The 14860-nt window shown below is 66.2% G+C and carries 12 protein-coding genes; 8 read left to right on the forward strand and 4 right to left on the reverse strand.

Translation table 11 applies throughout. The features are described 5' to 3' along the window. A complete protein-coding gene (gene acnA, locus KQ910_RS06970) occupies window positions 1–2688 on the reverse strand; it encodes an aconitate hydratase AcnA (protein ID WP_216957738.1) in 2688 nt (895 codons plus the stop codon). Window positions 2689–2811: 123 nt separating this feature from the next. On the opposite strand from acnA, the gene KQ910_RS06975 reads away from it, so the two are divergent. Further along, window positions 2812–3810 (forward strand): tetratricopeptide repeat protein, encoded by a 999-nt coding sequence (locus KQ910_RS06975; protein WP_216957739.1) that lies wholly within the window; start codon window positions 2812–2814, stop codon window positions 3808–3810. Here KQ910_RS06975 and KQ910_RS06980 read toward each other — a convergent pair whose 3' ends face one another. Then, entirely contained in the window at window positions 3811–4608 is a 798-nt protein-coding gene (locus tag KQ910_RS06980) for an alpha/beta fold hydrolase (RefSeq protein ID WP_216957740.1), read from the reverse strand. A 223-nt stretch (window positions 4609–4831) separates the two neighbouring features. Here KQ910_RS06980 and KQ910_RS06985 point away from each other — a divergent pair, with 223 nt between their 5' ends. Together KQ910_RS06985 and KQ910_RS06990 are read left to right on the forward strand one after the other, a co-directional pair. Further along, complete coding sequence (locus KQ910_RS06985) at window positions 4832–5515, forward strand: response regulator (RefSeq protein ID WP_216957741.1); 684 nt, start codon at window positions 4832–4834, stop codon at window positions 5513–5515. Beyond that, window positions 5512–6864: a sensor histidine kinase gene (locus tag KQ910_RS06990; protein WP_229600349.1), complete on the forward strand. Its 1353-nt coding sequence runs from the start codon at window positions 5512–5514 to the stop codon at window positions 6862–6864. The genes KQ910_RS06985 and KQ910_RS06990 overlap by 4 nt, the downstream gene beginning before the upstream one ends. Window positions 6865–6879: 15 nt before the next feature. Here the strand turns inward: KQ910_RS06990 and KQ910_RS06995 are convergent, their stop codons facing one another. After that, window positions 6880–7353 (reverse strand): carboxymuconolactone decarboxylase family protein, encoded by a 474-nt coding sequence (locus tag KQ910_RS06995; protein ID WP_216957742.1) that lies wholly within the window; start codon window positions 7351–7353, stop codon window positions 6880–6882. Window positions 7354–7455: 102 nt separating this feature from the next. On the opposite strand from KQ910_RS06995, the gene KQ910_RS07000 reads away from it, so the two are divergent. Beyond that, on the forward strand, window positions 7456–8250 hold the full coding sequence (locus tag KQ910_RS07000; RefSeq protein WP_216957743.1) for an SDR family NAD(P)-dependent oxidoreductase: 795 nt from the start codon (window positions 7456–7458) through the stop codon (window positions 8248–8250). Window positions 8251–8253: 3 nt separating this feature from the next. Here the strand turns inward: KQ910_RS07000 and KQ910_RS07005 are convergent, their stop codons facing one another. Next, entirely contained in the window at window positions 8254–9258 is a 1005-nt protein-coding gene (locus KQ910_RS07005) for a Bug family tripartite tricarboxylate transporter substrate binding protein (RefSeq protein ID WP_216957744.1), read from the reverse strand. 166 nt (window positions 9259–9424) lie between these two features. Between KQ910_RS07005 and KQ910_RS07010 the strand changes: the two genes are divergently transcribed. The 4 genes from KQ910_RS07010 to KQ910_RS07025 all read left to right on the forward strand — a co-directional run bounded on the left by KQ910_RS07010 (window position 9425) and on the right by KQ910_RS07025 (window position 14776). Next, window positions 9425–10294 (forward strand): protein-L-isoaspartate O-methyltransferase family protein, encoded by an 870-nt coding sequence (locus tag KQ910_RS07010; RefSeq protein ID WP_216957745.1) that lies wholly within the window; start codon window positions 9425–9427, stop codon window positions 10292–10294. A gap of 215 nt (window positions 10295–10509) precedes the next feature. After that, a complete protein-coding gene (locus KQ910_RS07015) occupies window positions 10510–13170 on the forward strand; it encodes a spermidine synthase family protein (protein WP_229600350.1) in 2661 nt (886 codons plus the stop codon). Further along, window positions 13167–14231 carry an alpha/beta hydrolase gene (locus KQ910_RS07020; protein ID WP_369408292.1) on the forward strand — a complete coding sequence of 355 codons (1065 nt, stop codon included), beginning with the start codon at window positions 13167–13169 and terminating at the stop codon, window positions 14229–14231. Before KQ910_RS07015 ends, KQ910_RS07020 begins: the two co-directional genes overlap by 4 nt. Continuing rightward, window positions 14228–14776: an HD domain-containing protein gene (locus KQ910_RS07025; RefSeq protein ID WP_216957746.1), complete on the forward strand. Its 549-nt coding sequence runs from the start codon at window positions 14228–14230 to the stop codon at window positions 14774–14776. Before KQ910_RS07020 ends, KQ910_RS07025 begins: the two co-directional genes overlap by 4 nt. The last annotated feature ends 84 nt before the right edge of the window (window positions 14777–14860 follow it).

Genomic DNA, 14860 nt, shown 5'->3' on the forward strand with positions numbered 1-14860 from the left:
TCAGGCCGCTTGGGCCAGGTTGCGCAGCACGTAGTGCAGCACGCCGCCGTTCTTGAAGTAGCCGACCTCCTCCGCGGTATCGATGCGGCAGGTCAGCATGATCGTCTCCGACGCGCCGTCGGGGCGATGGATGGTCAGCGGCACGTCCATGCCGGGCTTCAGCTCGCCGTCGATGCCGCTCACGTCGAATGTCTCGCGGCCGGTGAGGTTCAGCGTCTTGCGCGTCATGCCGTCCTTGAACTGCAGCGGCAGCACGCCCATGCCGACCAGGTTCGAGCGATGGATACGCTCGAAGGTCTCGCAGACCACCGCCTTGACGCCCAGCAGATTGACGCCCTTGGCCGCCCAGTCGCGCGAGCTGCCGGTGCCGTATTCCTTGCCGGCGATCAGCACCTGCGGCGTGTGCTCCTTCCGGTAGCGCATCGCCACGTCGTAGATCGGCTCGGGCTGGTCGGTCGTGAAGTGATGCGTGAAGCCGCCCTCGATGCCCGGGACCATCTCGTTCTTGAGGCGAATGTTGGCAAAGGTGCCGCGCATCATTACCTCATGATTGCCGCGGCGGGTGCCGTACTGGTTGAAGTCCTTGGCCTCGACGCCTTCCTCCATCAGGTACTTGCCGGCGGGGCTGTCCTTGCGGATCGAGCCGGCGGGCGAGATGTGGTCGGTGGTGATCGAGTCGCCGAACTGGCCGAGCGGACGGGCGCCCTTGATGTTGCTGAGCGCCGACGGCGTCTTGCCCATGCCCTCGAAGTAGGGCGGGTTGCGCACGTAGGTCGACTTGTCGTCCCACGAATAGGTCAGGCTGGGCTTGGTCTTGATGCCACGCCAGAACCTGTCGCCTTCGAAGACGTTGGCGTAGCGCTTCTTGAAGGCCTTGGCGGTGACGTACTTGTCGACGGTCTTGGCGACTTCCATGTTCGAAGGCCAGAGGTCCTTCAGGTAGACCGGCTTGCCGCCCTTGCCGAGGCCGATCGGATCCTTGGTGATGTCGATCTTCATCGAGCCGGCCAGCGCGTAGATCACGACCAGCATGGGCGAGGCGAGATAGTTGGCGCGGGTCAGCGGATTGACGCGGCCTTCGAAGTTGCGATTGCCCGAGAGGACCGAGCTCACGACGAGGTCGCCGTCGCCGATCGCCTTGGTGACGGGATCGGGCAGCGGGCCGGAGTTGCCGATGCAGCTCGTGCAGCCGTAGCCGACCAGGTTGAAGCCGATCTTGTTCAGGTCCTTCTGCAGGCCCGAGGCCTCGAAGTACTCGGTCACGACCTGCGAGCCCGGCGCCAGCGAGGTCTTCACCCACGGCTTGACCTTGAGGCCGAGCTTCACCGCGTTGCGCGCGATCAGGCCGGCGCCCAGCATGACGTAAGGGTTCGACGTATTGGTGCACGACGTGATGGCCGCGATCACCACGTCGCCGTGGCCGAGGTCATAGTCGGCACCGTCGCACTTGATGCGCTTGCCGTCGTCCTTGCGGTCGAACTCCTTCTCCATGTTCGCGACGAACTGCTGGGCGGCTTCGTCGAGCGGCACGCGGTCCTGCGGGCGCTTCGGACCGGCGAGGCTCGGCACCACGTCGCCGAGGTCGAGCGACAGCGTGTCGGTGAAGACCGGTTCCGGCGACTTCTTGGAGCGCCAAAGGCCCTGCTTCTTGGCATAGGCCTCGGTGAGCTTGGCGGCCTGGCCGCGGTTGGTGGTCTTGAGGAAGCCCAGCGTGATCTCGTCGACCGGGAAGAAGCCGCAGGTCGCGCCGTATTCGGGCGCCATGTTGGCGATGGTCGCGCGGTTGGCCAGAGGCAGGTCCTCGAGACCCTCGCCGTAGAATTCGACGAACTTGTTCACCACGCCCTTCTTGCGCAGCATCTGGGTGACGGTGAGCACCAGGTCGGTCGCGGTCGCGCCTTCCTTCAGCTTGCCGGTGAGCTTGAAGCCCACCACGTCGGGGATGACCATCGGCTGCGGCTGGCCGAGCATGGCGGCCTCGGCCTCGATGCCGCCGACGCCCCAGCCCAGCACGGCCAGGCCGTTCACCATCGTGGTGTGCGAGTCGGTGCCGACCAGCGTGTCCGGATAGGCGATCGTCTCCTTGCCTTCCTTCTTGGTCCAGACGACCTGCGCTAGGTACTCGAGGTTGACCTGGTGGCAGATGCCGGTGCCCGGCGGCACGACGCGGAAATTGTCGAACGCCATCGAGCCCCAGCGCAGGAACTGGTAGCGCTCGAGGTTGCGTTCGTACTCGAGCTTCACGTTGGCGCCGAAGGCGCTCGAATTGCCGAAATTGTCGACGATCACCGAATGGTCGATCACGAGGTCGACCGGGACCAGCGGGTTGATCTTCTTGGGATCGCCGCCCAGCTTGCCCATCGCGTCGCGCATGGCGGCGAGATCGACCACGGCGGGGACGCCGGTGAAGTCCTGCATCAGCACGCGGGCGGGGCGGAAATTGATCTCCTTGGCGGAGCGGCCGCCATTCTTGATCCACTCGCCAAAGGCCGAGATGTCGGTCTTCTTGACCGTCGTGCCGTCCTCGTGCCGCAGCAGGTTTTCCATCAGGACGCGCAGCGAGAAGGGCAGGCGGGAGAGGTCGCCGACCTCCTTCTCGACCGCCTTCAGGCTGAAGTAGGTGTAGCTGCGGCTCCCGACCTTCAGCGTCTTGCGGGCTTTGAAGCTGTTGGGATGGGCGGCGGCCATATCTTTACTCCTGAAGGGTCGGTTCTATCCGGATGTGGGGCAAAATAGGGGCAGGGACCCTCACAGGCAATCGGGGATGCGGCTTTGGGGCCATTGTGCCAGATTGCCGGCATGCGACGTCGAATGGTCCAGGCAATTGGGGTTTTTTCGGCCCTGCTCGCCCTCTCGGGCGAGGCATCCGCACAGCGCAATGCGACTGAAGCGTGGGACCCCTCGGCGCGCGATTTCTCGTCCGGCACGCCGCTGGCCCCCTCTACACCCGGTGCGACGGGCGCGGCGGGCGGCAATTCGCTCGATTCCCTGAACAAGATCCTCTCCGCCTCCCAGCTCTCCGCGTTCGACCGCTCGATCTATCTCAGCATCCGGGCCTTCCAGCTCAGCCGGCTGGGCCGCGAGGCGGAGAGCCAGAAGGACATCGCCGAGATGGGCAAGGTCCTGCCCGGCAACTGGCAGGTCGTTTTGTCCAGCACCATGCCCGGCCTGGCCGGCAGCGGGGACCGGGCGGCCGCGTTGCGCACCCTCGACAGCGCCCTGCAACGAAAGCCCGGCGATCCGTCCCTGATGATGGCCCAGGCGCAGGTCTACATGCAGATCGCCGACTTCTCGCGCGCCCTCGGCCTGCTCGACACGGCCTTGGCTGCCGCTCAGACTCCCGTCGAGCGTCGCTCGGCTCTGTATTATCGAGGCCTCGCCAACTTGAATCTCGGCAACTTTCCGCAGGCCATCGAGGATTTCGGCGCGACCCTGGCGGACCGCCCCAATTTCAAGTCGAAACAGTCGCCGCTCCTGTGGCGCTATGCGGCGCAGGTCGGCGCCAGACGCGACGCGCGCACGGCGCTCACGCGGGAGGTCGGCACGGAAAGCCTCAACGAGTGGCCGGGCCCGATCATCCGCTACCTGATCGGCAAGGGCACGGCCGGCGAACTCGAGGTGGCGGCCGAAACCGACGACGCCGCCAAGCGCACCAACGGCAAGTGCCCGGCCGCCTTCTTCATGGGCGTGGAAGCGCTGCGCCGGGGCGAGAAGCAGCGGGCTCGCGAACAGTTCCAGCTCGCGCAGGCGCGCTGCCCGACAACCTCCGAGTTCAACTGGGCCGCGTCGAGCGAGCTAAAGCGCCTCTGATCAGCCGGCCAGAGCCAGCGGCGACACGAAGCGCGTGATCTCGGACAGGACGTAGGCAGGCTGCTGCAGGTGCGGACTGTGGCCGCAATCCGGCACCAGGCGGGTCTCGCAATAGCCGCCGACCTTGCCTGCGATGATGCCGAGCTGCAGCTCGCTGCCGTATTCGTCGTCCTCGCCCTGGATCGCCTGCACCGGCACCGCGACACCGGGCAGCCGGCCGTTGGCGTCCATCGGCTCGAATCCCGGCGCCACCCAGGCGTCGGACCAGAGGCGGAAGGCGCCGTCGACATTGTCGCCGTGATACTTCGCGAGCTTCTGGCGCAGGTCGCCGGAGGCGAACGCCTCGCGTGCGCGGGCGATGGCCTCGACGCAGACCGGTTCGTTGATCGCATGCGCCGCCAGGGTCACGACCGCGCGCAGCGGCTCCGGGTCGGTGGCGGCATAGTTCAATGCGATCGTGCCGCCGTCGCTGTGGCCGACCAGCACGCAATCCTCGACGCCGAGGGCCGCCAGCAGGCGTGGCAGGACGTCGTCGGCCTCAATCTCCATGTAGCGGAGCCCCGGATCGGACGGCCAGGCGCTCGATTTTCCGTAGCCGGTGCGGTCGTAGACGATGCCGGTGCAGCGCGTGGCGTCACAAAGCCGCTGGGGAAAGTCACGCCACATCTCGATGCAGCCCAGCCCCTCGTGGAGGAAGACCAGCACCGTGCGGTCGAAGCCGTCATCCTGCTTGGGCTCGAGTCGCCGCACCCGCAGGCGGCGATCGCCGAGATCGATCATTTCATCGGAGGAAGGCATCGTCCCCTTTTCAGCGGCGCCCAGGCTCCGGTCAAGACGAGGGATGACGGCGGTGGGGATGACGGTGATGGCGCCACCGCGCGATCCGGGCGAGCACGGAAACCTCGACCGGCGCGAAGTGCAGGCCGTAGGGATTTCAAACCACTTGTGCGGCCGAATCCGTTCCTCGAAGCGGTCCGTGCTAGGATCGGCCTGCTCGATCGCGCCCGGGGAGGGGGCATCCATGAGAGTCCTTCTCGTCGAGGACAATGCCGAACTCGTCGCCCTGCTGGTAAAGGGTCTGGCGCGCAGCGGTTTCGCGGCTGATTCCGTAGGCAATGCGGCCGACGCGGCTTACTCGCTGGCCGCCATGCGCTACTCGGCGATCGTGCTGGATCTCGGTCTGCCCGATCAGGATGGCCTGTCGCTCCTCCGGAGCATTCGCGGGCGCGGCGATTCGACGCCCGTGCTCGTCCTGACGGCGCGCGACGGCGTGAGCGATCGCGTGAACGGTCTCCACGCTGGTGCCGACGACTATCTGGTGAAGCCGTTCGCGATGGAGGAGCTGGTCGCGCGTCTGCAGGCGCTGCTGCGCCGACCGGGCAATCTTCTCGGCCGGGAGCTCATCTTCGGCAACGTCTCGCTCGAGACCGTGGGGCGCCGGGTCTTCGTCGATGGCGCCGTGCGGGTCTTTCCCGCGCGCGAGACGGCGATCCTGGAGATCCTGCTGCGACGGGGTGGCAACGTGGTGCCCAAGCGCCTGTTCGAGGACCAGTTGTTCGGCCTGTCGGGCGATGTCGGTTCCAACGCCGTCGAGGTTTACGTCCACCGCCTGCGAAAGATGCTCCAGGACTGCGGTGCGACAGTGAAGATCCACACCGTGCGCGGCGTCGGCTATCTGCTGGCTGAGGAAAAGGCGACCGCTTGAGGCGCTTCCGCTCGATCATCTCGCGGGTCGTCGCGCTGCACGTCGTGGCGATCGGCGTCACGTCGATCCTGATGCCCCTGGCGCTGTACTGGCTGCTCAACGAGGCCGCCAACAGCCTTCATCGCGACGCCCTGCGCGCCCAGGCCTACACGATCGCCAGCTTTCTCCGGCCGATGGCGAACGGCGACGTCACGCTGGACATCCCGCCGGAAGCCGAGCCGATCTACTCGGGCGGGTACGGTCTCTATGCCTATGCCATCCTCGATTCGAAGGGCAAGGTGCTGTTCAGTTCGCGACGCGACGATCTACCGCTCTCGGCCGTGGGTGAATCGCTGGCCAAGGATTCGTTCAGTCGGCGGCGCCGCAACGGCACGGTCCTGATCGGGGTGAACGTTCCGCGCGCCATCGACGATCGCCTCTACTGGATTCAGGTTGGCCAGGATCTCACGCATCGCGACGTCATCATCGACGACATCGTTGCCTCGTTCTTCCCGCGCGTCGCCTGGATCACCTTCCCGATCCTGCTGCTGCTTCTGGTGATCGACATCGTCATCTTCCGCCGGGTGCTCGATCCGGTGCGGAAGGCCTCCGACACGGCGGCCTCTATCGGACCGACCAGCACCGACGTCCGGCTTTCTGAGCAGTCAATGCCGACCGAGATCGTGCCTCTGGTCCATGCCGTCAACCAGGCGCTCGACCGGCTCGAAACCGGCTACCGTGCGCAACGGGAATTCACCGCCGACATGGCGCACGAGCTGCGGACGCCGCTCGCCATCATGCGCGCGCGCGTGGATACGATGGAGGATGCGCCGCTGCGGGGATCGCTGCGGACCGACATCGTGAACATGACCCGGACGGTGAACCAGGTCCTCGACATCGCCGAACTCGAGACTTTCGTCGTGGACGGCGATTCCACGGCCGATCTGCAGGCCGTCTGTACCGACGCTGTGGCTTTCATGGCGCCGCTGGCGGTGAACAGCGGCAAGACCATCTCGCTCACCGGGATGGAAACGCCGGTGTGGGTGCGCGGACATGCCGAGGCGCTGTTCCGGGCGGTGCGCAACCTCATCGAGAACGCCATTCGCCATACGCCGCCCGGCGGTTCGGTCGACGTCGATGTGGATGCCGAAGGCATCGTGCGCGTGCTCGACGAGGGGCCAGGCGTGCCGCTTGCCGAGCGCGAGACGATCTTCAAGCGCTTCTGGAGGCGCGATCGCTCGCGGCCCGAGAGTCGCGGTCTTGGACTCGCGATCGTCACTCGTGTGGCTGCCGCCCATGACGGCACCATCACGGTCGACGACCGCCCGCAGGGCGGTTCGGTGTTTACCCTTCGCCTTCGACTGGCCTGACCCTTTCGCGCGGGGTCACGCGGCCGCAGAACGCTTCTGGATCGGCGGGGCGAAGCGAAAGGCCGCGCCGAGGCGGTTCCAGGCGTTGATGGTGGCGATGGATACCGAGAGGAAGGTGACTTCCTCTTCGCTGAAGTGCCTGCGGATTGCATCGTAGGCGTCGTTCGGCACGCTGCGCCCCGCGAGCTGCGTCAGCGTTTCGGCCCAGGCCAGGGCCGCGCATTCCCTGTCGGAAAAGATGCCGGCCTCTTCCCAGGTCGCGACCAGGTCGAGCTTCTCCTGCGGCAGTCCGATCTTTCGCGAGACGTTGAGGTGGATCTGCAGGCAGAAGGCGCAGTTGTTGATCTGGGAGACGCGCAGCTTCACCAGTTCGACGATCTGCTTGTCTATGCCCGATTCGTCGGCCTGCCGGCCCATCGCGATCAGCGACTGCTGGGCGACCGGAGCGATCTTCGCGAAGGCATCGTAGGTGAGGCGGGGGTGGGACATCGACGGCTCCATATATCAGAGTGCTGATATTATGCTCGGGTCGCCGCTTGGCAAGGCCCGGAGCGCTGCCTACCGTGCCGCGGCCCCGAGGGAGAGAACGTCATGGATCTGGGACTGGCCAACAAGCATGCGCTGATTACCGGCTCGACCGCCGGCATCGGCTACGCCATCGCCAAGGGCCTCGCCGCCGAAGGCGCGAGCGTGGTGATCACGGGCCGTGGGCAGGCAGGCGTCGACGACGCGTTGAGGCGGCTGAGGGACGCCGTGCCGGAAGCCAAGGCCACGGGCATCGCGGCGGATTGCGCCACGGCGGAGGGCGCGAAGATCGTGTTCGGCAAGGTGCCGCATATCGACATCCTGGTGAACAATCTGGGTATCTATGGCCGCAAGCCCGCCTTCGAGATCGACGACGGCGAATGGCAGCGCTTCTTCGAGGTCAACGTCATGAGCGGTGTGCGCTTCACGCGCCACTATGCGCCCGGAATGGCCGGGCGTGGCTGGGGCCGTATCGTCTTCGTCTCCAGCGAATCGGCGCTGAACATTCCCAGGGAGATGATCCACTACGGCATGACGAAGACCGCGCAGCTTTCCCTGTCGCGCGGCTTCGCCATGGAACTCGCGGGCACGGGCGTCACCGTGAACGCCTTGTTGCCCGGCCCGACTCACACCGAGAACACCGACCGGATGCGCGCCGAGCGGGCCCAGGCCACAGGCGTGAGCGTCGCGGAAATCGAAGCGGGATTCCTGCGCGACTTTCGACCGACTTCACTGATCCGGCGCTTCACCTCGTCGGAGGAGGTGGCGGCGCTCGGGGTCTACCTCTGCAGCGAAGCCGCTTCCGGCACGTCGGGCGCCGCCATGCGTGTCGATGGCGGCGTGGTGAACCAGATTATGTGAGTCTCAGTTCACGTCGAGCTTCAGGCCTTCTTTGTCGATGACGCCCTTCCATTGTGCGATCTGGCCATTGACGAAGCTCTTGAACTCGTCGGGCGTGCCGTAGGCCGGGAAGCCCGCCATGGTCTTGAAGCGCTCCTTGGTCTTCTCGTCGCTGAGCCACGCCTTCATCTGGGCGTTGAACGAATCGACGATGGGCTTGGGCGTGTTGGCCGGCAGGAACACCCCGAACCAGGTCGACACGTCGAACGGCTTGAGTTCCGGCATGGTCTCGTTGATCGGGACGAGATCCGGCACCATCGGGTTGCGCTGGGCGGAGGTGAGCCCGAGCGCCCGCAGCTTGCCTGCGCGCACGAACTCGATGGCGGTGGTCAGGTTGTCGAAGAAGAACTGGGTGACGCCGGCCGTCAGGTCGACCAGCGCTGGCGCCGCGCCGCGATAGGGGATGTGCTCGGCCTTCGTGCCCGTGAGCTGCAGGAACCAGGCGCCGCAAAGGTGAGGGGACTGGCCGGTGCCGGAGGAAGCGTAGGAGGCTTTGCCGTTCTGCGCCTTCAGCCAGGCCACGAATTCCGGCACCGTCTTGGCCGGAACCGAGGGATGGACGACCAGCACGTTGGGCGCGGTGATGACGTTGGACACCGGGATGAGGCTGGCCGGCGTATAGGGCATGTTGCGGTAGAGCGAGTAGGCGATCGACTGCGGACCGATATTGCCCATCAGGACGGTGTTGCCGTCGGGGGCCGCCTTGACGACCTCGTTCGAGCCGATGACGCCGCCGGCGCCGGATTTGTTGTCGACGACGCAGGACTGGCCCCAGGCCTCGGTGAGGTAAGCGGCCAGCAGACGGGCCACGATGTCGGTGGTGCCGCCGGGCGCGGCCGGCACGATCATGCGGACGTTCTGGGTCGGCTTCCAGGCCGCCTGCGCCTGGACGCCGCGGGGCAGCAGGGCGGCGGCCGGCAGGGCCGCGGCGGCGCCCAGAGCGGCGCGGCGGGACAGATTACGGGTCATTTTCATTCCTCCCTCGATTCGTCTTTGTTCCCGACGAACTAGCACGGCCGCGCTGGCAAATCCGCCACAATTCCCGTATCTATTTGCTGTGCGGCCACCCCGAATCGCCGGGCTTTTCCGGCGGTTTATTCCCTCTCTCAACGGGTCCGCGCCAAGGAGGAATATCTTGAAGAGACGTACTTTCGTCTCCGGCTCGGTTGCGCTTGCCGCCGGTGCCCTGGCCGCCCCGGCCATCGCCGCCACGATCAAGCCCTACAGCTGGGACCTCAACCCGCCGATGGACTCGCGCGAAAACTTCATCGCCTGGGGCAAGGCCCGCGGTGAAGATCCCGTGTTCCTCGGCCAGCGCTGGGATCGCTTCCAGGCGCTGATCAGGAACAAGGACATCTGGGGCCAGGCGACGATGCGCGCCTTCCTGCTGACTCCGCGCGAGGAGTTCTCCGCGATCAGCCCGGCGATCCACAAGCGCGCCTACGAGCACGCCTTCCTCGACATCGGCTATGGCGTGACCATGTCCGGCCCGCACGTGCAGGGCCGCATGACCAACGTCATCGACGTGAAGCGCGGCGAGAAGGTGCTCGAGATCGGCACCGGTTCGGGCGTGCAGTCGGCCTACATCGCCAATCTCACCGAGAATGCCTACACGATCGAGATCATCGCGCCGCTCGCCCAGCGCACGCGCGGCCTCTACGACAAGCTGATCGACAAGGGCTACACCGAGTTCAAGCACATCAAGACGAAGGCCTCCGACGGCTTCTATGGCTGGGAAGACGCCGCGCCGTTCGACAAGATCATCGTGACCTGCGGCATCGACCACGTGCCGCCGCCGCTGCTGCAGCAGCTCAAGGCCGGTGGCCTGATGGTGATCCCGGTCGGCCCGCCGGGCGCGCAGCGCGTGCTCAAGGTCACCAAGACCCAGGGCGCCGACGGCTCCATCACCACGAGCCGCGAGGACATCTACGGCGGCAAGATCGTGCCGTTCGTGCCCTTCACCAAGCTCGACGGCGACAAGATCGTCGGCACGCACAACCGGTAATGGTCGTGCGGGCGGCGCTCGCGGGTGACGCCAGGGAAATGGTGCCATCCCGAGCGCAGCGAGGGATCCTTGATCGGGCGCAGTGAAGGATCCCTCGCTGCGCTCCAAAGGCGGAGGTTACTCCGCCTGAGATGACGCGAGTTTTTGGGATCGACTATCCGCTACCCCTCTAGAGATCGCACAAAGCGATCCAACAAAAACAACGGAGATCCCCCTTGTCCATCACGGTCGATCTCGATCATCGCCCGCCGCTCTCCTTCTATCTGTCCGTAGGTCTGGTTGCCGGCAGCATCATCGCGCTGCAGATCGGCATCATGCGCGTGTTCTCGGTCGGCAGCTGGGCGCATTTCGGCTCGCTGGTCGTGAGCCTCGCCATGTTCGGCTTCGGTCTCACCAGCGCCGTGATGTGCGTGGGCAAGGGCTGGTTCGAGCGGCACTGGGTGGGCTCGGTCAAGGGTGCGCTGCTGGCCTTCGGGCCGCTGATGGTGGTGTGCAACCTCGCCGCCCAGCAGGTGCCGTTCAACGCGATCTTCCTGATCTCCGACCCGATGCAGAAGTGGCGCCTGTTCGCCAACTTCGTGCTCTACTTCCTGCCGTTCCTGGCGGGCGCGCTTTATCTCGGCGTGATCTTCCTGAAGGCGCAGAAGACCTTCAGCCGCGTCTACTTCGCCGATCTCGTCGGCTCGGGCCTGTGCGGCCTCACCGTGCTGCTGGCGATGTACGTCTGGCGGCCCGACGACCTGATCATGGCGCCGCTGATCCTGTGGCTCGCCGGCGGCGTGCTGTGGTTCGTGGCGCTGGGCGATCGCCGCGGCACCCTGGCCATCGTCGTCGTCGCGATCCTGTCGGCCGCGGTGCATCACTTCGCGCCGCAGGTGCTGGGCATCCCCAAGCTCGCCGTGTCCGACTACAAGGGCGTTTCCTATGCCCGCAAGTTCCCCGACGCCGCGCGCGTTTACGAGCGCGCCTCGCCGTTCGGCTACATCGAGGTCTACTCCAGCTCCTACCTGCACTTCGCGCCGGGCCAGTCCGACAATGCGGCCTTCAACCTGAAGAAGATGCCGTCGAACGCCTATCTCGGCCTCTACATCGATTCCGAGGGGCCCGCCGGCATCATCAAGGACCTGCCGGCCGACCAGACGGCCTACTTCAGGTTCCTGCCGATGTACTACCCGTACCTGCTGAAGAAGGACCCGAAGACCTTCGTGGTGCAGTTCGGCGGCGGCATTTCGACGGCGGTGGCGCTGAAGTCGGGCTCCAGCCAGGTGACGGTGGCCGAGGGCAATCCCGCGCTGCTGACGGCTTTCCGCGAGGACAAGCACCTGCGCGACTTCACCGGCGACATCCTGAACAACCCCAAGGTCAACGTCATCGACTACGACGGCCGCCTCTACGTCGCCCATACGAAGAACCGCTACGACGTGATCGACCTGTCGCTGGCCGATTCGGCCGGCCTGTCGAGCCCCGGCGGCTTCTCGATTGTCGAGAAGTATTCCTACAGCCGCGAGGCGATGAGCGCCTACATGCGCGCCCTGACGCCGGGCGGTGTGCTCTCGGTGACCCTGTGGAACAAGGAAGAGCCGCCGAAGTCGGTGCTGAAGCTCTATGCCACGATGGTGGCCGCGGCGCGTGACGTGGATGGCGGCAAGGACATCGCCCAGAAGTTCTACGTGGTCTCGTCCTACCTCTCGACCGCCACCGTGCTCTACAAGCGCGACGGCTTCACGGCCGCGGAGATCGAACTGCTCAACGCCCACACCAAGGCGATGTCGTTCGACGAGATCTACTATCCGGGCTTCAAGGTCGACACGTCCGACCTGAAGCAGATCCTGTCCGACTATCGCGACCAGTTCTTCTTTGCGGGTGAGCCGTCGGACCCGACGGCGCCCTCCGAGAAGGAGCCAAACGACAAGCCGCCGCCGGGCGCGCCCGGGGCCGCCGAGGTCAAGTCCGATGGCCCGCCGCCGGCGCCCATCGTGCCTGCGACCATGCTGGGCCGCCTCGCCTGGCACTATCTGATCGAGGGCGGCTGGCAGAAGGTGGCGGACCAGTACGTCTTCGACACGCGCATCCTGACCAACCACCAGCCGTACTTCGCCGCCTACATCAAGGTGCCCGACCTGCTGAAGTTCACCGACCGGCTCGAGCTGGTGCAGGACGAATGGGGCTATCTGCTTCTGTGGGCGACGCTCGGCATCGCGACGGTCTTCGCGCTGACCCTGGTTCTGTTCCCGGTGATCTTCGGTTGGCGCACCATCTTCAGCCGCTATCCCGGCAAGGCCGGCACGATGATCTACTTCCTGTGCCTGGGGCTGGGTTACATCATCGTCGAGGTGGGCATGATCTCCCACTTCATCCTGGCGCTCTCCAACGCCACCGTGTCGGCGTCGGTGCTGATCACCGGCATGCTGGTCTTCTCCGGCATCGGCAGCTTCTTCTCCGAGCGCTTCCTCGACCGGTCGCGCACCTTCATGCCCAAGGTCTTCCTGGCGATCTTCGCGATCCTGGTGACCTACGCCTTCACCATCGACTACGCGCTCGACTGGATCGGCACGCTGCCCTACGCGCTGCGCATCCTGCTGTGCCTGCTGATCATCTTCCCGCCGGCATTCCTCATGGGCTTCCCCATGCCGACGGCGATGACGACGCTCGGCCGCCTGGGCAAGGACCACATGTTTCTGTGGGCCTGGGGCATCAACGGCTGTTTCTCGGTCATCGGCGCCGCACTGGTGCCGATCGTGGCGACCAGCTTCGGCCTGCCGGCCGTGGTTCTGGTCGGCGCCTTCGCCTACCTGATCGCATGGCCGACGTTCTTCTCCGTCCTCATGCCGCTCCAGTCCCAGGCCACGGGGGCAGGGCGGCCCGCCGCCGCGTGAAGCGGCGGGCGCTGCTGCTGCTGGGGGCTCTCCTGATGCCGACTGCCGCGCACGCCCAGCCGAAGAAACCCAAGAAACCTTCGAAGCGGCAGGCGACCAAGCCTGCCGCCAAGCCGACCCCAGTGCATGCGGCAAAGCCCGCCGCGCCGTCTCCCACGGCGGCGCTCAAGGAAGCGAAGACGCAGCTCGCAGCCTTCGACGCCTCGCCCTTCCCCTATCGTGGCTTCCTCCCCGACACGACGAAGCCGTTCCTCGACGCGCGCGACGGCAAGCGGCGCGGCCACACGACCGGGCGTGGCGACGTCTATTGGGAAGAGACGGCCTACAGCGACCGCCGCTCGCTGCTCTACCTGCCGCAGGGCTTCGACCCGACGCGGCCGGTCCTGATCGTGCTGTTCCTGCATGGCCAGGGCGCCACGCTGGAACGCGACGTGATGGTACGCCAAGCCGTGCCGCGGCAGATCGCGGAGTCCGGCCAGAACATCGCGCTGGTGGCGCCGCAGCTTGCGCTCGATGCGCTCGATTCCAGCGCCGGCAATTTCTGGCGCGGTGGGCACTTCGCCAAGTATCTCGACGAGGCGGCGGAGCGGCTGATGCGGCTCTACGGCAACCGGAGCGCCGGCCGCGGCTTCAACCTCGCCTCCGTGGTGATCGTGGCCTTTAGCGGCGGTTACCTGTCGGCGGCCTATGCGCTGCAGCGTGGCGGCGCCAACCATCGCGTGAAGGGGCTCATCCTCCTGGATGCGCTCTATGGCGACGAGGACAAGTTCGCCGCCTGGTTCGCCGCCCGCCGCCAGCAGGCCTTCCTGTTGAGCGCCTTCACGGAATCGACGAAGGACGAAAACGTGACGCTCCAGGGCCTGCTCGCCAAGCGGCGCATTTCGTTCGCGCGCGCCCTCCCGAAGAGCCTGACCCCGGGCACCGCGGCTTTCGTCGGACCCACAGGCGGGCTCGACATGCATGGCGAATTTGTTACGCGCGCGTGGCAGGCCGACCCCCTGCAACAGGCGCTTTCCCTGATTCCCGGTTACGCCCCGGTTCATGGTAAAAAGAACGCATGAGCGATCCGCTGCGCCAGGACCTCCTGGATATCTTCGTCGGCCGCGCCACGCGGCGCTACGGCCTCTCCGAGATCAACCAGCTCCAGCATGCGCTGCAGGCGGCGGCACTGGCCGAGGCCGACGGCGCGCCGCCGGCGACGGTGCTGGCCTCGCTGCTGCACGATGTCGGGCACATGATCCACCAGCTCGGCGAGGATCCGGCGTCACGCGGCGTCGACGACGTGCACGAGGAACTGGGCGCGCAGTGGCTGGCCGAGCGTTTCGGTCCTGCCGTCAGCGAGCCCGTCCGCCTGCACGTCACGGCCAAGCGCTATCTCTGTACCGTCGAGTCCGATTATTTCGGCAAGCTGGCGCCCGACTCGGTGCGCAGCCTGGAGCTGCAGGGCGGCCTGATGTCTCCCGACGAGGTCGAGGCGTTCCGCGCGAATCCCTATCACGCCGAAGCGGTCCGCCTGCGCCGCTACGACGAGGAAGCCAAGGACCCGCGCGCCCGCACGCCCGACTTCGACCACTACCTGCGCCACGTCCCAGCCTGCCGGCTTTGACTGCCTCCCCCGTCATCGGGGGAGGTGCCGCGTCGTACAGGGCGGAGGGGTCATAAGTGCCCCTTTGCCCATGACCCCTCCGTC

Origin of the sequence: Reyranella humidisoli, from assembly GCF_019039055.1 — a bacterium.
Taxonomy (GTDB): Bacteria; Pseudomonadota; Alphaproteobacteria; order Reyranellales; family Reyranellaceae; genus Reyranella; species Reyranella humidisoli.